Source organism: Sulfuricaulis sp. (genome assembly GCF_040901545.1).
GTDB lineage: Bacteria > Pseudomonadota > Gammaproteobacteria > Acidiferrobacterales > Sulfurifustaceae > Sulfuricaulis.
On record NZ_JBBDYL010000025.1, the window covers coordinates 1 to 15676 of the forward strand.

The 15676-nt window shown below is 54.3% G+C and carries 17 protein-coding genes; 2 read left to right on the forward strand and 15 right to left on the reverse strand.

What is annotated here, in order from left to right; genetic code table 11:
• The first annotated feature begins 404 nt into the window (after positions 1-404).
• Both WD823_RS04615 and WD823_RS04620 read left to right on the forward strand, forming a co-directional pair.
• Positions 405-623, forward strand: coding sequence for a hypothetical protein (locus WD823_RS04615; RefSeq protein WP_368428314.1), 219 nt, complete (start codon positions 405-407; stop codon positions 621-623).
• Between the two features lie 422 nt (positions 624-1045).
• A complete protein-coding gene (locus tag WD823_RS04620; RefSeq protein WP_368428315.1) occupies positions 1046-1357 on the forward strand; it encodes a hypothetical protein in 312 nt (103 codons plus the stop codon).
• Positions 1358-1499: 142 nt separating this feature from the next.
• On the opposite strand, the gene WD823_RS04625 is transcribed toward WD823_RS04620, so the two are convergent.
• The 15 genes from WD823_RS04625 to WD823_RS04695 form a co-directional block, all read right to left on the reverse strand.
• Positions 1500-1697 (reverse strand): DUF2283 domain-containing protein, encoded by a 198-nt coding sequence (locus tag WD823_RS04625; protein WP_368428316.1) that lies wholly within the window; start codon positions 1695-1697, stop codon positions 1500-1502.
• Complete coding sequence (locus tag WD823_RS04630; RefSeq protein WP_368428346.1) at positions 1694-1969, reverse strand: hypothetical protein; 276 nt, start codon at positions 1967-1969, stop codon at positions 1694-1696. The genes WD823_RS04625 and WD823_RS04630 overlap by 4 nt, the downstream gene beginning before the upstream one ends.
• 183 nt (positions 1970-2152) lie before the next feature.
• Complete coding sequence (locus WD823_RS04635; protein WP_368428317.1) at positions 2153-4279, reverse strand: EAL domain-containing protein; 2127 nt, start codon at positions 4277-4279, stop codon at positions 2153-2155.
• Complete coding sequence (locus tag WD823_RS04640; protein ID WP_368428318.1) at positions 4272-4721, reverse strand: hypothetical protein; 450 nt, start codon at positions 4719-4721, stop codon at positions 4272-4274. Before WD823_RS04640 ends, WD823_RS04635 begins: the two co-directional genes overlap by 8 nt.
• Positions 4718-5344, reverse strand: coding sequence for an acyl-homoserine-lactone synthase (locus WD823_RS04645; RefSeq protein ID WP_368428319.1), 627 nt, complete (start codon positions 5342-5344; stop codon positions 4718-4720). Before WD823_RS04645 ends, WD823_RS04640 begins: the two co-directional genes overlap by 4 nt.
• Positions 5345-5510: 166 nt before the next feature.
• On the reverse strand, positions 5511-6260 hold the full coding sequence (locus WD823_RS04650) for an autoinducer binding domain-containing protein (RefSeq protein ID WP_368428320.1): 750 nt from the start codon (positions 6258-6260) through the stop codon (positions 5511-5513).
• A gap of 39 nt (positions 6261-6299) precedes the next feature.
• A complete protein-coding gene (locus WD823_RS04655) occupies positions 6300-7043 on the reverse strand; it encodes an autoinducer binding domain-containing protein (protein ID WP_368428321.1) in 744 nt (247 codons plus the stop codon).
• A gap of 568 nt (positions 7044-7611) precedes the next feature.
• The gene (locus WD823_RS04660) at positions 7612-8598 is read right to left on the reverse strand and encodes a GIDE domain-containing protein (protein WP_368428322.1); all 987 of its coding nucleotides are present in this window, start codon (positions 8596-8598) and stop codon (positions 7612-7614) included.
• 240 nt (positions 8599-8838) lie between these two features.
• Entirely contained in the window at positions 8839-9414 is a 576-nt protein-coding gene (locus WD823_RS04665) for a LemA family protein (protein ID WP_368428323.1), read from the reverse strand.
• 65 nt (positions 9415-9479) lie between these two features.
• Complete coding sequence (locus WD823_RS04670; RefSeq protein ID WP_368428324.1) at positions 9480-9920, reverse strand: Mov34/MPN/PAD-1 family protein; 441 nt, start codon at positions 9918-9920, stop codon at positions 9480-9482.
• Positions 9896-10633: a ThiF family adenylyltransferase gene (locus WD823_RS04675; RefSeq protein WP_368428325.1), complete on the reverse strand. Its 738-nt coding sequence runs from the start codon at positions 10631-10633 to the stop codon at positions 9896-9898. Before WD823_RS04675 ends, WD823_RS04670 begins: the two co-directional genes overlap by 25 nt.
• Positions 10634-10664: 31 nt before the next feature.
• Entirely contained in the window at positions 10665-11528 is an 864-nt protein-coding gene (prmC, locus tag WD823_RS04680; protein ID WP_368428326.1) for a peptide chain release factor N(5)-glutamine methyltransferase, read from the reverse strand.
• Positions 11525-12613 (reverse strand): peptide chain release factor 1, encoded by a 1089-nt coding sequence (prfA, locus tag WD823_RS04685; protein WP_368428327.1) that lies wholly within the window; start codon positions 12611-12613, stop codon positions 11525-11527. Before prfA ends, prmC begins: the two co-directional genes overlap by 4 nt.
• Positions 12614-12615: 2 nt before the next feature.
• Entirely contained in the window at positions 12616-13872 is a 1257-nt protein-coding gene (hemA, locus tag WD823_RS04690) for a glutamyl-tRNA reductase (RefSeq protein ID WP_368428328.1), read from the reverse strand.
• Between the two features lie 45 nt (positions 13873-13917).
• Positions 13918-15621: a carbon starvation CstA family protein gene (locus WD823_RS04695; RefSeq protein WP_368428329.1), complete on the reverse strand. Its 1704-nt coding sequence runs from the start codon at positions 15619-15621 to the stop codon at positions 13918-13920.
• Positions 15622-15676: the final 55 nt, after the last annotated feature.

Sequence of the window (15676 nt, forward strand, 5' to 3'; positions counted from 1 at the left end):
GTCATTCCGGCTAAAGCCGGAATCCAGGTTTTGAATGGTTCGCGCGCTTTGCGCGCGACTCAAAAGCATAATTGCGGGTGGCTCCGCCCCTGCACCCTGGGTTACCTTTCTTTGCTCGTGCAAAGAAAGGTAACCGAAAGAAAGCACGCCCCCGAGTCTGCGCCCGCACACTACGCGGATTCCCTCACCCCGTCGGTCGCTTCAGCGGGTGCGCATACGGCGCATCCCTGCGCCGGATGCGCACGCTCGCGATCCCTCGCTCGCCCCTTCGGGCCGGCTCTTCGGCTTCCCTCGGGGTTCGGCTTGACTCAGGGGGTGATTAGCAGAACCATGACAAAGTTATATGCCGTAAGCGCCAGAAAGCTCAATGATATTGAAACCATATTTTAGGGAGGGGAGCAAACATGCCGACGAAAGTTCTTGATCCAAATAACCTCGGAATGGACGAGGACTGGGAAGGGAACAACGCCGCCTTCCGTTGTCCTCATTGCAGTAAAGTTTATATTGTTAGTGGAAGCGGGGTTCATCATGGTGTTCGGAAATGCCCGAACTGCGAAAAGTCAACCGCACGTTGCGATATCAAGGGAAAAAAATCTGGAGGGTCTGCAAGTTTAGAATGGTGAACCGTTATGGGATGTTCAGCAATTCGTAATGAGTAAATGATGGATATTAGCCAAATGTATTAATAACGAATACATGATTTATCTTTTACATTCGTCTCTTGCTTTGACCACATTTTTGTTGGTCCTCAATACCTTTCTCAGGGGAGCATGGAAAGAAAATATCAATATAGTCTTAAGTCTGTTGTTTATTACTCTACTAATTACATGTTTTGTATTTTTTGGATGGAAAGCAGGAATTGTCGCTCTAACTCTTACCTTTCTATATGGAGCTGTGTCACGTTCTTTCGCTGTTCGCCTTGCTGCTAGAATACACACACTTCCGGGCGAACCCCCGCCCAATTTTATTGGTCTTCCCCCAGCTGCTCTTGAGCGTATCTCGCAAGAAATAAGGCCGTCTAACCTCTCCGAGGAGATGGTTGGGGATGGTTGTCTCGCGTAGTGATAAATATCAAAGAGCCAGAGAAGATTTGCTTAACTATTGCGAGGAACGTACTGAGATTCAAGAAATATTGAAAGAATTTAATGCATCACGAGCAACACTTGAAAAACTCTATTCTCAACTAACCATGGCGGGCGCAGGACAGTGGCGTGGTGGTCACTATGTGGCGGCATCTGCAATAGCATATCCCCAAACACTACGATTTCTTTTAAAACATCAATCTAAAGGGGATTTACCAGTCGAGACTGCTTGGAAACTTCTTATGTATTTTGAAAAAGGGGCGGCACTAGACTAAAAACACAATACTTATATTAAGACACTGGATTCCGACTTTCGTCGGAATGACAACTCGATGTAAAAAGCGAAATCAAATAAACTTCGCGTTGAACACCCACACCACCGGTTCAACGAATTGACCCCAACGTCAGTTGTAATCGTTATGCCGCAATGCCTTCAACAATCAGATGCCGTACGTCAGTGCGCCGGCTTGCATGCTCGAACGTAATTGCGCAGACATGGCCCTTTGCGTCGACATCAAGGATAGTGTTTTCATCCAGATCTTTGGATTCCGCTATATCGCTGTCGCGGAACTCTATGTATAGGGTGTCAGTGTCTTCGAAGTAGCTGACTTTCACGGCTTATGCCCTCTGTCGAAAAATGCATTGTGTACGGTTTCTCCATCCGGCAGCAAGACCACCCGGAGATAGCGACCTTCCGCCTCTTCGATTCTAGCCCAACCAACGGGGTCACACTCGATTGAAGATGAACAGACTACCAATTTTCTAAGGATTGCACCGCCGCGCGCAGCGGTAAAATTGACACGCTCGATGTCCTGAACCTGCCAGCCCGTCTGTACCAGCAAATTATTAATCGTTTTCCGTACATCTTGTTCAAGCTGCGGAACCAAGGCTGCTCTCCGAATATCCCGTCCCGATGGTCGGGGAATCGTAACAACAAGGATAAGAAACGCCAGTCCCAGTTCGGATTATCGCTTGAATGCCGGAGTCCGAGGCGTTTGTTTTGATTCCCCCGTTGAGCGAGTCGGGTGTGTTTCGCGCCTGATCGATATCACCGTCCCCCTGCCCGCGGATTAAGGCTTGTGTCTCGGCAAATGGACATGCGGGGTGCGCCCGCTACGGTTTGCCACCAGCCATCGATCGAGCTCCTCGGAGGGCATGGGGCGGGCAAACAGAAAGCCCTGCATTTGATGACAATGATGGTTACGCAGAAAAGCATGTTGTTCTTCCGTCTCAACCCCCTCCGCGACCACCTTGATCCCAAGGCTTCGGGCCAGCGCCAGGATGGCGTCCGTAATCGCCACGTCATCGCGTTTGTCCGGCAATCCTTTGACGAAATTGCGGTCGATCTTCAACGTATGTATCGGAAAGCGCTTGAGATAAGCCAGGGAGGAATATCCCGTTCCGAAATCATCCAGGGCGATGCTCACTCCGAGTTCCGCGACGCTCTCAAGTATTTTTTCGCTTTTGTCCGCGTTCTGAATGAGCACACTTTCGGTGATCTCCAGTTCCAAGGCTTTAGGATCCAAGCCGGTTTCCTGTAAAATTTTTTTCAAGTTATCCGAGAAATCGTGCTGCGAAATCTGCCGTGCGGAAACGTTTACCGCGAGCCGCAATTGTCCATAACCGTTTCCCTGCAATGATTTGATATGCCGGCAGGCGGTGCGCAAGATCCAATTTCCAACCTGGACGATTAAACCCAATTCTTCCAGCAACGGGATGAAAGTCAGCGGTGGGATCAGGCCTTTATCCGGATGATTCCAACGCAATAAAGCCTCCAGAGCGATCGTCTTTTTCCCGGACGCGTCAAGCATGGGCTGGTAATGAAGCACGAACTCCTCGCGATTGAGTGCGTGGTGCAATTCCCGGTCAATCTGCATTCGTTCTTTGGCCCTGGCGCTCATTTCCCGGGTATAGAAATGAAAGCCGTTCCCTCCTTCTTTTTTTGAAAGCAGCATGGCGCTTTCCGCGTTTTTCATTAAATTTTCAACGTCAAGGCCGTCGACCGGATAAACGCTTAGTCCGATACTCGCGGTCAGATAGACATCTTCATTCTGCACTGAGAAGGGGTTGGAAAAGCCGTCAATGAGTTTCTGAACAACGGTCGAAATACGTTCAGCCTGATCGACACCTTCGAGCAATATAGCGAACTGATCGGAACCCAGCCGGGCGATGGTGTCGCTCTTGCGCATGCAGGAAATAATGCGATCTCCGATTTCCTTCAGCGATTGATTACCCGCTTCGTATCCATAAGAGTCGTTTAATTGCTTGAACCGGTCGATATCCAGAACCAATACCCCCAGCTTCTTTTCTTCGCGCTCAGCTCTTGTTATCGCGTGACCCAATCGCTCCTGAAACAACACGCGATTGTAAAGACGAGTTACAGGGTCGTACCAGGAAATATACGAGGAGGCATCCTCCCGCGCATTAGTTTCGGAAAGAATCTGGACGTTAATAACCCAGTCGCGCCGATTGGCGTTGTCGATATTCATGAAATCAAGCATGACCGGGTGTCTGACTCCATTTTTGTGCATCGCGTAGACAGCGTACGGCGGTTTCTCCGAGACGGGACTGGTAAATTCCCGGTCGTCCTTCACGGCATCCGGTTCCCAGGACAACTCGGGAAACAGTACCGCAAGCGGCCGGCCTAACAGTTCGAGCATGACGTAACCAAACGACAACTCGGCATGTTTATTGATCCAGGTGATACGCTGCTGATCGTTGACGAATAACACCGGGTAGGGCACGCTATCCAACACCTTGCGGTATTGCAATTCCGAGTATTCTTCTGCCACCGCAGCGCGCATTTGGTTGTCCTGGGAAATCATCCCGGTGGGAATTTCCGCAACCGAAAGCATGATATTTCGTGGTTTGCCCGTGGTGTCCGGAATGGTGGTGCCCGCGAGCAATACCAGCCGGATCTGACCGTTTTTGTGAATTAACGGGAATTCCGCATGAAATTTTTGAAATGGACTGTCAACGAGTCCCACAAGGATATCTCGTACATCCCCTTTTTTTTCTGTGGAAATGAATCTCAAAAAATTCCTACCGGAAATATCCTGCGGGTGTTCGCCGACCAGACGCGCGAATGCCGGGTTGGCAGTGAGAATAACTCCTTCCTGGTCGGCCAATGCGATGCCAAACGCTGCATTGTTAAAAAAATACCTGAACGGCAGGTTAAGAATTTCCTCCTCAGCCATTGCGCCACCGCTCTTTTTTGCACGGCGCGTGGTATTCAAAAATAATCGCACCCGCGTCGTACAGTGCAGACGGATCAGGCAAGGTGCGGTGTTTTATTAAATCATGCAGACCGCAATGAAGCTGCAGTATCCCGTTTTTGGACCATTTCACACCGCATCTTGCGTGATTTGCGGATCCGGGATCGAAAGTGTTTGCCTGCACCGGCGTAACACGGTTTCGGCAAGCTTCAGGACCCATTGCGCGAATGAAGCGTGCAATATCCTTGTCGCCCCTGTTTACAGCACGGCCGTCGATGATCGCCCAGTCGTATCCGTTTTTGAGTAAATCCACGATCGCACGGGCACCATCCGCGCAAAGGATGATCTCGTGATCGCTGGAATGTGCCAGGGCCTGAAGCAGGGCCGTGGCTTCGACCTCGCCGCCGGCCAGAAGGATTTTCATGCGGCGATGCGTGATATGCCCGATGCAGCGTGATTGCTATAGACGACATTTCGGAATTGTTCATTAATATCCACCCAACAGGCGACGGTGAGGACTTTGCCGACACGCTGCGCCTTGTGGTTTCCGAAACGAGAGATTGGCAGGCCGGTTCGTTTCAAAAGCCGCTCTAACGCCACGCTGGTAACGGTGATATAACGCTGGATGCCATGTTGTTGTGCAAAATCGTAGACGGATCGAATCATGTCAAAAGTCAACAAATTCAAGGTTGCCTGAGTTTGTTCCGTGCTGTCGCTCGGAAGAACAGCAAACCGGCTCAATTCCCAGATAACAGGGTCATGTGGAGCTTCATCGCCGCAAAGCAACTGGGGAAAGGTGTCTTTCAGCATGTAAGGCCCAGTTGTAGGAAGTAATCGCCAACAAGCTTCGATTTCATTCTGGTAATTCCGGGCAAGCATGTAGATGGGATCTAATTCGTCGTAATAATCCCGTTCCATGCCGTTTTCATTTCCGACGTCCCAACCCAGGCGTTCGTAAAACACCTTGTGGCGGAAGCAATACATCTTGTTCAGGGTGTTGCTGTCGAGAATGGGGTCATGCGCGTGTCCCACCAGTATCTGGTGCATTTTCCGTACCCTCCTTAAAAGTGAGGAGGTACAGTAAACAGGACTTTAGAAGTTCAGGTAGCTGTAAAATCTTACAGGGTGAGGTAAAAGCGCTTGTTTGCGGGCAGCTATAAAACAAACCAGCGCGGGTGACAATACCGCCGCGTGTTCCGGGAAGGAGATGAAGCTACTCTAGCTGGGGAGAAATCAGGCCGAGGGAAACCGCACGTGCCACCGCTTGTTGGCGTTTGACGACCTTGAGTTTGCCCGCCGCATTCTGCAGGTGGAAGACAACAGTTCGCTCGGAAACGCCAAGGATATGCGAGGTTTCCCAAGTGGTCTTTCCTTCAGCGGACCAGAGCAGGCATTGTTTTTCACGGTCGGTGAGATGCACCCGGGACAGAGAGAGCACTTGATGTTCGAACACCCTACGCACAGCTTCATGCAGGTATGCTGAAAATAAAGAGGCATAAGGCAACGCTTCCTGGATCGTGGGTTTTGCCTGAGCGTGACTTTTGGTGGAAGCCAAATTGAGCATCGCAAACTCTCCTTGGGCCGAGTGGATCGGGAAACTGACACCGCTGTTTAGACCGAATTCACGAGCTTCTCCCATGAACATGCGAATCTGTTCGTCACTATTCTCTTGTGGCCCAACTTGGTCCCAGGATATCGGCGTCAAATGAGTCGCACAATGCGACACGGTAGGATCGACGGCCATATAACCTTTCACGGTGTATCGTGTCCTCCATTCGTTAGGATAACCACTGATGAAGATAAAGTAGGGCTTGACAAAAGAGGTTGGGATACGTGCTCCGTAAAGAAAACGATCAAACCCGGAATATTCGCAGAAGTCAGCACAGAGCGAGTGGATTTCCTCTACGGTCTTTGCTTTTATGAGTAAATCGACCAATTCATGACAGTTTTTTCCAGGTGTCATATGTACGTTCTACTCCATTGGGTTAAAACTTCACTAGCACTAAGGCGTAATCAGGCCGAGCGAGACCGCACGGGCCATGGCTTGCTCTGGGCTAAATACACCGAGTTTCTCACACGTGTTTTGCAAGTGGGAAATCACCGTATTTTCCGACACACCGAGGATTTCCGAGGTATCCCATGTTGTCTTGCCATTTGTTACCCAAAGCAGAGACTCTCGCTCTTGTTCAGCAAGTGTAACTACCTTTAGGGGGATTTCCCGCTGCTGGAAAATCTTACGCACGTTTTCGTGCAAGCAGGCTGTGAACATATGAGTAAACGGGATAGCCTCAAGAATTTGGGCTTTAACCTGCTCGCGATCAAGATTCGACGCCGCGCTGAAAATGGCAAATTCTCCCTGAGGGCCGTGAACAGGAAAACTCACGCCACTGTTCAAGCTGAAATCACGGGCTTCGCCCATGAAGTCGCGAACGATTTTGTCTTCCCGCTCCAATGATGTGATTTGTTCCCAGGAGTATGGCGTCAGGTGACTGACACAATGGTTTACCACTGGATCAATCGACATATACCCCCTGGCGAAATAACGCGTGCGCCATTCATCTTGATAACTACCGATAAATATGTAACGGGGTTTAATAATAGATGCGGCAGCAGGAAATCTCGCGACGTATTGGAATTGATCGAAGTTGAATTGATTGCAAAGCGCGGAGCAGGCCGAATGAATCTCCTCGACGGTGCTAGCCTTCGACAGCGACTCGATCAACTCATGACAATTCGCGGGTGTCATCGGAATCCCTCCGTGGGAAACTTTAATGGAACACCGTGATACATGCGTCGTGATGGTTACGCTAAACTACTTTTTCCCTGTTCGCAACGGGAATTAGCTTTAGGGAAGCTCCGATTAAGCCGGTTTTCATGCAAGGCCGATGAACCAAACGCCTGAAATTCCAGTGCGCGGGGCTTGCAGCCCAAGGTGTAACAAAACACGTTGCACTTGTTCGGCGGGCGCCAATGCCCACTGGACATTGGCGACAATTTCGCCAGGGCGAGGTGGAGCGTTTGCGATTCACTGAATCGCGCTCCATCGAGCAGGCTTGCCATGGATGGCAAGTCCTGGAGTTCTTAGCGAGATAGGAAGATCGAGCTTAGAACTGAATTGGACGCGCTTCAGCGCGCCCCGCAGGGGTGCGCGCCAGGGGCGAGGCGGATAAGAAGACGGTCCGGTGGACCGTCTTCCCACCGAGCGGGCCGCCAGGGATGGCGGCCCTGGACTTTTGAGCGCCGCGGGACGCAAAGCGAGAAAGGCGCGCATCAAAACTCCGTCTCACCTTACAAAATTGGCCATGTCGCCATGACTATACAAACTTTGCGTTAAATGCCCATACCGCGGCGAACCCGAGCAGGAAGCAGGCTCCCGCAAATACCATCATCCATATCCGGTAACGACTGGTGATTTCTTTTTGCGTATAAGCAGAAAGGATATAAGGGCGGGATCCATCGCGGGTTGGGCCCAGGACATTAAGACCGTCGATGATGGTATGAACTTGTTCCTGGCGATTTTTCAGGGTTTCGCGACGCGCCTGCGCACGGGCAAGCATCCATTCCTTCTCATCTATTTTCCCGTCTTTATCGAGATCGAAACGCTCCACCAGGGCCGGCTGGTTTCTTTTCCAATCGCCAAGCAACCCCCTCACATCCTCGTCCACCGTCGTGTTCCCGGTGAAACTGCTGACGTTTTTCAGCAATCCAAGGGCGTACAGACGATCGCCTGAGTTGATACGCTCCTCGGTAAAGCGATAATTTCCCCCGGCACGGTGCGAAGCGACAAAGTTCGTGACAAACGCCGGCCGGGTGATCCCGCTGAAGGAAGAATGCGAACGCCACTTATCCTTGTGTTTCGGCGTGACAACCGCACCCTCTGGATCGACTACGACACGCCCGGTCTCATCTTGCAACCAAAAAGTCTCGGTGCATTCGCCTTTGTCGATGGTTTCCCAGCGACGATGGCGGCCGCGGTTGGTGGTGGTCGTGACCAGTTCCTCGATTTTATAGCGAAACCAGACACAGGGCAGGCCGGATAGCTTGGCGATAATCGGTGGTCCGTCCATGAGCTTGCCTCGACCTTCAAGTTCCACGTAACCCTGGGGCGCTGAGCGGATTTTAGCGGTTGGCGTATCCTCGATGAGACGGATGTGGCTGGCATACCGCCAGGTGCGCCACGAGGTATAGACGCAGCCGGCGGCTAATACGACGACAGCGATGGCAACGGCGACCGGATCGCTATGCTTGATCGAGCTCGCCAGTTCTGCGAACCACTGGGCCAATGGACCGGGGGACGCCATGGCTAGGAAACCTCTGAAATATAAATTTTCACCACAGGGTACGCAGTTATCTCAAAAACATTTTGTCGATATTTTTTTGTAGGGTGCGTCCCACGCACCATTAAGCTTAACCTTCGGCGTGGTGCGCAGGGCTTGCAGCCCGGGGTGCAACAAAACACGTTGCACCCGTTCGGCGGTGTGAATGTCCACTGGACATTCACGATAACTCCGTCTCACCCTACGTTATTTTTGAGAAGGTTTTTAAGTATTGAACAATGCCTTGACGTTAACGTCCTTGATTTCGCTTTCCTTGAATTTAAGCAACGGTCTCAGACCGAAGCGGAAAAGCGTGGCGATCACGTTGTCCGGAAACGTTTCGATACGGATATTATTCGCGTTGACCGAATCGTTGTAGAACTCGCGGCGGTCGCTGATCTGCGCTTCGAGCTGGGAGATGCGATTTTGCAGATGTTGGAAGTTCTCATTGGCGCGCAATTCGGGGTAGTTCTCGGCCACGGCAAAGAGGTTCATCAACCCGGCCCGTAATTGGGTCTCGGCCGCTCCGACCGCAGCCACGTCACCGGCCGCGCGCGCCTGGCCGACGGCCGCGCGCGCCTGGGTCACCGCTTCCAGCACGCCACGCTCATGCTTCATGTATTGTTTGCAGGCCTCGACCAGCTTCGGCAACTCATCGTGTCGCTGCTTGAGCAACACGTCGATATTCGACCAGGCCTGGGCGACATTGTTCTTGAGACGCACGAAATTGTTGAACATGGTTACGGCATACAGAAACAGCGCGGCGAAAATGCCAAGAAAAACATAGGTGGCGATAGACATGGTTGCTCCTTTGTCAGCCTGACGACGGCCTCAGTAAAGGAGTATAGACCCGGCCGTGGAGCCGGCTAGGGAGACTCTCCCTCCAGCCCGATAGAGACTTCATCGATATCGCGGCCGCGAATATAAAAACCGCGCATTTCAGGCTCACCTTTTGTTTTCAGGGAGATGATGAGGTAAAGCGAGTCGGGATACTCATGTTGTTCAATGTCGGCCGGCGACGGCAGCGGCGGGGTGGCGGGGTGGGAATGGTAGATCGCGGCGAGTTCTTCGTCATTTTCTCGCATTAGACGCATGGCCGCGATCTGACCATGGGGATCGAGCATGAAGAATCGTTTTTTATCGCCGGCGGTATTGGCGACGGGATAGCATTTTTTGAATCCGTGGCGGTCACGAGAGATGAGACCGCAAATTTCCTCTGCAGGAGAATTTTTCGCCAGTTGCAGCAGCCGGTTGAAAATGGAACGTGGCATTCGCACGGAATTCATTTTATTTTGCAAACCGGGCAATCCGGATCCCTTTGCAGCCTCATTTCGCGCCATTCCATGGCGAGCGCATCGAACAAAAGCAGACGGCCCGAGAGCGTCTGGCCGATGCCGAGCAGGACCTTGATGGTTTCGACCGCTTGTATCGAACCGATGATCCCGGCCGCCGGGGCGAGTACCCCGAGCGTGGCGCATGGCTCATCGGCTCCCCCCGTGTCGGTGTACAGGCAGCGGTAGCAGGGACCCGTGGGTGAAAAAACGGCTACCTGTCCTTCAAACCGGACCACGGCGCCCGAGACCAGCGGTTTGCCGGCACGCACGCAGGCCTCGTTGACGGCATAACGGCTGGCGAAGTTATCGGTCGTATCCACGACCACATCCGCCAGGCGTACCTGCTCATCGAGCATCGTGCCTTCAAGCCTGTGATTGTATGTGGTGACCTGGACATCGGGATTAAGGGCGGCAAGTCCCGCGACCGCCGACGCCACCTTTTCCTGGCCCACGCGATCCGTGGCGTGAACGATCTGGCGCTGGAGATTGGTGAGATCGACGCGATCATGGTCAACCAGGACCAGATGCCCCACGCCGCTGGCCGCGAGATACATGGCGACCGGTGAGCCGAGTCCCCCAAGGCCGATAATCAATACACGCGAACCGAGCAATTTCTCCTGGCCGCCGATATCGATCTGCGGCAGCATGATGTGGCGGCTGTAGCGCAGGAGTTGTTTGTCATTCATGGTGAAGCGTAATCATTCGCTTGCATGCGGATCATTTTCGACATTCCGATATTCGATCGATACCGGACAGATCATGACGGCAGGCGATATTGTAATAGCCGTGCCCGGTCAAAATGCCATTGACCGCCTTGGCCTGATCCCAGCCATGTTCAACGATCAGCCATCCTCCGGTTTTAAGATGTGAGGATGCGCGTCCCGCAATGTGACGGATCGCCGCGAGACCGTCCGGTCCGCCGACAAGGGCCGGCGCCGGTTCGAATCGCAAGTCTCCCTGTGACAGATGCGGATCGCCGGCCGCCACGTAAGGCGGGTTGCTGACGATCAGGTCGAATTTCCGGCAAGCCAACGGGGCGAACCAGTCTCCTTCAAGGAACTCGATTCGGGACATGCCGAATTTCCGCGCGTTTGACCTGGCGACATCGAGTGCCGGACGGGAGAGATCGGACGCGGTCAACCGGCATCGAGGGCGTTCCTTCGACAACGCCAGCGCGATCGCGCCACAACCCGTGCCGAGATCGGCGATGTTCCATTCGGCATCCAGGGGAATTCTTCGCAGTGCCTGTTCGACCAGCAATTCGGTTTCCGGGCGGGGAATCAACGTCGCCGGCGAGACATTGAGAGTTAGCGACCAGAATTCCTTGACACCGGTGAGATAGGCGACCGGTTCGCCGCGTTGGCGGCGCGCCAGCAGGTTTTCCAGACCATGGCGTTCGTTGGCGGTCAAGGCTATGTGAGGCCTCGCGATGAAATCGTTGCGCCCCCGACCGGTGACGTGCATGACCAGTGCCTCCGCGTCGAGCCGCGGGGTCCGGCTTTTCGATCGGAGCGCGCGCGTCATATCCGCCAGTGTTGCGCCGATACTTACCGTGACAGCTTCACGAGCAGCGTGCATCATGATCCGCCTCCCAAAGCCGACAGCTGGTTGGCCTGATCGGTGGTCCGCAACACATCGATGAGTTCATCGAGTTTGCCTTCCATGGCCTGATCGAGTTTGTAAAGCGTCAGATTGATGCGGTGATCGGTCAGTCGTCCCTGCGGGAAGTTGTAAGTGCGAATACGTTCCGATCGGTCACCGGTGCCGACCAGACTTTTTCGCGTGGCGGCTTCCGCCTCGCTCTGTTTCCGCCGTTCGGCTTCGAGCAGGCGCGCGGAAAGGATTGACATCGCGCGGGCGCGGTTCTTGTGTTGCGAACGCTCGTCCTGGCACTCGACCACGATGCCGGTAGGCAGGTGGGTGACGCGAATGGCGGAATCGGTTTTGTTCACGTGCTGGCCGCCGGCGCCCGAAGCGCGAAACGTGTCGATTTTGAGGTCCGCCGGGTTGATATCGATGGCGTCGATCTCGTCCGCTTCCGGTAACACCGCGACCGTGCAGGTCGAGGTGTGGATGCGCCCCTGGGCTTCGGTTTCGGGGACGCGCTGAACGCGATGCGCGCCGGATTCGAATTTAAGACGCGAATAAACATCCTGTCCCGTTATGCGCGCGATGATTTCCTTGTAGCCGCCATGTTCTCCGGAATTATGATTAACGACCTCGACATTCCATCCATGGGCATTGGCGTAATAGTTGTACATGCGGAAAAGATCGCCGGCGAAAATGGCCGATTCATCGCCGCCGGCCGCGGCGCGAATTTCAAGAAATACATTGCGATTGTCGTTCGGATCTTTCGGCAACAACAGGGTTTGGATTTCCGCTTCGAGCTTTTCAATCAGATACCGCGCATCGCCGATTTCCTCCTGGGCCAGCTCGCGGATGGACGGATCTTCGTCCGCGAGCATGGCGCGCGCGGATTCCAGCTGATCGCAGGCATGGCGATAGTCGGCATAGAGTTTGACCAGCGGGTTGATCTCGGCGTATTCCTGCGAAAGCTTGCGGAATTTATCCTGTTTGCCGATGACTTTGGGGTCGGCCAGTAAATGCTCGATCTCCTCAAAGCGCTGGGCAAGGCTGGTGAGCCTTGTTTCAATAGAAGGGTTCATGGTTATTCTTCGTTGAGGCCGAACAACCGACGCGCGGCATCGAGCAGCGCGCTGTTGCCGTCGATGTTCGCCTTGCGCAGCACATCGGTGGGGGCATGGGTAAACTTGTTCGTCAGCGCGCGCGCGAGTTGCTCAATCACTTTTCCCGGATCTTCGCCGCGGGCAAGGCGCCTGCGCGCGCGTTCCACTTCCGCCTCGCGCAAGGCATCGGCCGACTCGCGCAGGGCACGTATGGTGGGCACCGCATCCAGCGATTTCACCCAGCGCATGAAATCCATTACCTGGGTGTCGATGATTTTTTCCGCTTCCGAAGCGGCCTTTTGACGGGATTCCATGTTTTCCTGAACCACGTCCTTGAGATCGTCGATGGAGTACAGGTAGACGTCGTCGAGTTCAGCCACCTCGGATTCGATGTCTCGTGGCACCGCGATATCCACCATGAATATCGGCCGATGCTTGCGTACCTTGAGCGCCCGCTCCACCGCGCCCTTGCCGAGAATGGGCAATTGGCTGGCCGTGGAGGAAATGACGATGTCGGCGTCCGCAAGCCGCGCCGGCATTTCCATGAGCGAAATGGCCTCGGCGCCGAACGGCCTGGCCACCAGTTGCGCGCGCTCGACAGTGCGATTGGCGACAATCATGTGGCCCGCACCCTGATCCCTGAAGTGGCGGGCGCAGAGTTCAATCATGTCTCCCGCGCCGATCATCAGGACGGTTTGTTCCGATAGTTTGTTGAAGATCTGCTTGGCGAGACGCACGGCGGCGGACGCCACGGAGACGGCGCTGGCGCCGATGGCGGTGTCGGTTCGCACCTGCTTGGCCACGGAGAAAGTCTGCTGAAAGAGATGGTTCAGGATTTTTCCCGTTACACCGGCCTTGTGGGCCGTGGTGAAAGCCTCTTTCATCTGTCCAAGAATTTGTGTTTCACCCAGGATCATCGAGTCGAGTCCGGCCGCCACCCGGAAGACATGCCTGACGGCGGCCTGGTCAGGGTGGCGATACAGGTAGGGATGAATATCGAATTGGTTCAGGCGGTGATAGTGGCAAAACCATTCAATGACGCGCTCATCGTGGATCGGTTCGAGCCCGCAATAGAGCTCGGTGCGATTGCACGTCGATACGATCGCCGCCTCGCTGGCCCCGCCTTTCCCGGTGATCTCGCGCAGCGCGTAGACGAGCTTGTCGGAGTCGAAAGCCGCTTTTTCGCGGATATCGACCGGCGCGGTGTGATGATTAATACCGAAGGCAAGCAGGTGCATGCAGAAAACCGGGAAATCGCCGCTGGAGCCCGCGATTTTGACCCATCAGGGTACGCTGTCAAGCTGGGGGCGTGGCGAGGATTTCAAAAAGTTAAAGACCAGTAATGTTACGCCGAGTTCAATGATAATTAATATGATGCCGAGCGCGAGCAATATCCAGTCATTCATCGACCACCACTGTATCATTTGGATGGTTAATGCCCAATTCGCAGCGGCCAGCAGGAAAATCAAGGGTAGCAGCACGGTCGCGACCGGCCGCTCCAGCTGGCGCAGTGACAGCGTAAGCAGCACGAATCCGAAGACGGCGAAGATCAGGTCGGTCGCGCCGAAGATCGGCCATAGCAGCAATCCTCCCAGACCATGCCCGTCGTGCAGGGTCAATGCCGCGGACAGGAAGGCGGCCAATCCGATCAGTAATTTTTCTTTTCCCGGCATGACGGAGGGATGGCGTTCCGCGAGGCCGGCGAGCAGTTGTTTTTGTACACGCAAACCGGCTTCAAGCGTGGCCACGAGGAGTCCGAGGACAACCACGGCCGCAAGCGTTCGTGCCGTAGCCGGATCCAGCCCGAGGATGGCTGCAAACCGGGCAAATCCGTTGACGTAAATCACCGCGGCCTGGTGCAAATCCTTGAATGCATCCCATGACGCATACCGCTGGGTCCAGTCCTGCTCACTGGGGAAACCGGTACCGCCGATGAGAATGGCGCTGAGCGCCAGCAGACCCAGCGCCAAAGCGCCGCCATAGCCGACGTAGCGGGCATCGGATTCCCGCCTGATCTGGCGCGCCGTTATTCCATTGGCAATCAAAAAATGAAAACCCGCCACGGCGCCGGTGGTCAGGGTGATGAACAGCCAGGGTATCGTTTGCGGGATACTTGGATCCTTGTGGAATTCCGGAGCGACAAGGTTCGGGTGATCGATTACCACGGCGGTGTAAAAAATAAGCAGTGTGGTGCCGAGCAGCAGCGCGGTGAGAAATCCGCGGGGGCGGATCAGTTTCCATATTGGCAGGCGCGTGGCGTGATATCCATAAGTAAACAGGATGGCAACCCAGACCACGGTCGCATCCAGCGCAATAGTGTAGTCGCTGGATTCCAAATTCAATGCACCGGTCAAATTCAGTGGAAATTTACCCAACAACCACACGGCCATCAGGCTCAGGGTCAGCGCGATCAACGACGCAGCGACGACCTCGTAAGCTTCCCGCCCGCGCAGATAGTATCCGAGGAATAGGGCGATCGTCAGGATGCCCCAGAACGGCAAGACAGCCGAGGGGAATGCGGAGAACAATTGCGCGGCGATGGTGGCGCAGGCGGCATTCATCAAAAGCAACAGAAGCAATGCAATCAGCGTGAATGGCCCGTATGCCGAGGGACCCAAAACGCGCGCGGCGATTTCCGCCGGATCGAGCCCGGGGAAGCGCAGCGATAACCAAATCGCTCCAAGACCGTAGGTTCCGGCCGCCGTGACGGTGGCAACCACGGCCCAGAGAAAGGCGGGAATCCAACCCCATATTACCGAGATGACGCTGCCCGTGATGGCGGCGCCCGCGGCTAGCGCGGCCAGATGGTGACCGAAAATCAGATGTCGGTTGGGCGCGGTACCTTGCTCCGAATCGAAGCGGTCGGTTGCCGGTGTACTATAATGATCCCCGAGACGAAAGATGCCCGTACCCAGCAACTTGGAATAAAAGCGGTAGCCGAATACAAACGCCACGGCGGTTATGATGAGTAATACCAATGAATTCATGGCATGCCCGCGTCCAGGTACGCTTTGTAAATGGTTATTTTCATATCGCCTTTAG

What these genes read in the sequence shown, in the direction of transcription:
- WD823_RS04635 (WP_368428317.1), bottom strand. Translation starts at nt 4,279, where the DNA reads ATGGCTGAGGAGGAAATTCTTAACCTGCCGTTCAGGTATTTTTTTAAC.
- WD823_RS04650 (WP_368428320.1), bottom strand. Translation starts at nt 6,260, where the DNA reads ATGACACCTGGAAAAAACTGTCATGAATTGGTCGATTTACTCATAAAA.
- WD823_RS04695 (WP_368428329.1), bottom strand. Translation starts at nt 15,621, where the DNA reads ATGAATTCATTGGTATTACTCATCATAACCGCCGTGGCGTTTGTATTC.
- prfA (WP_368428327.1), bottom strand. Translation starts at nt 12,613, where the DNA reads ATGAACCCTTCTATTGAAACAAGGCTCACCAGCCTTGCCCAGCGCTTT.
- WD823_RS04615 (WP_368428314.1), top strand. Translation starts at nt 405, where the DNA reads ATGCCGACGAAAGTTCTTGATCCAAATAACCTCGGAATGGACGAGGAC.
- WD823_RS04640 (WP_368428318.1), bottom strand. Translation starts at nt 4,721, where the DNA reads ATGAAAATCCTTCTGGCCGGCGGCGAGGTCGAAGCCACGGCCCTGCTT.
- WD823_RS04645 (WP_368428319.1), bottom strand. Translation starts at nt 5,344, where the DNA reads ATGCACCAGATACTGGTGGGACACGCGCATGACCCCATTCTCGACAGC.
- WD823_RS04660 (WP_368428322.1), bottom strand. Translation starts at nt 8,598, where the DNA reads ATGGCGTCCCCCGGTCCATTGGCCCAGTGGTTCGCAGAACTGGCGAGC.
- WD823_RS04675 (WP_368428325.1), bottom strand. Translation starts at nt 10,633, where the DNA reads ATGAATGACAAACAACTCCTGCGCTACAGCCGCCACATCATGCTGCCG.
- WD823_RS04620 (WP_368428315.1), top strand. Translation starts at nt 1,046, where the DNA reads ATGGTTGTCTCGCGTAGTGATAAATATCAAAGAGCCAGAGAAGATTTG.
- hemA (WP_368428328.1), bottom strand. Translation starts at nt 13,872, where the DNA reads ATGCACCTGCTTGCCTTCGGTATTAATCATCACACCGCGCCGGTCGAT.
- WD823_RS04665 (WP_368428323.1), bottom strand. Translation starts at nt 9,414, where the DNA reads ATGTCTATCGCCACCTATGTTTTTCTTGGCATTTTCGCCGCGCTGTTT.
- prmC (WP_368428326.1), bottom strand. Translation starts at nt 11,528, where the DNA reads ATGATGCACGCTGCTCGTGAAGCTGTCACGGTAAGTATCGGCGCAACA.
- WD823_RS04655 (WP_368428321.1), bottom strand. Translation starts at nt 7,043, where the DNA reads ATGACACCCGCGAATTGTCATGAGTTGATCGAGTCGCTGTCGAAGGCT.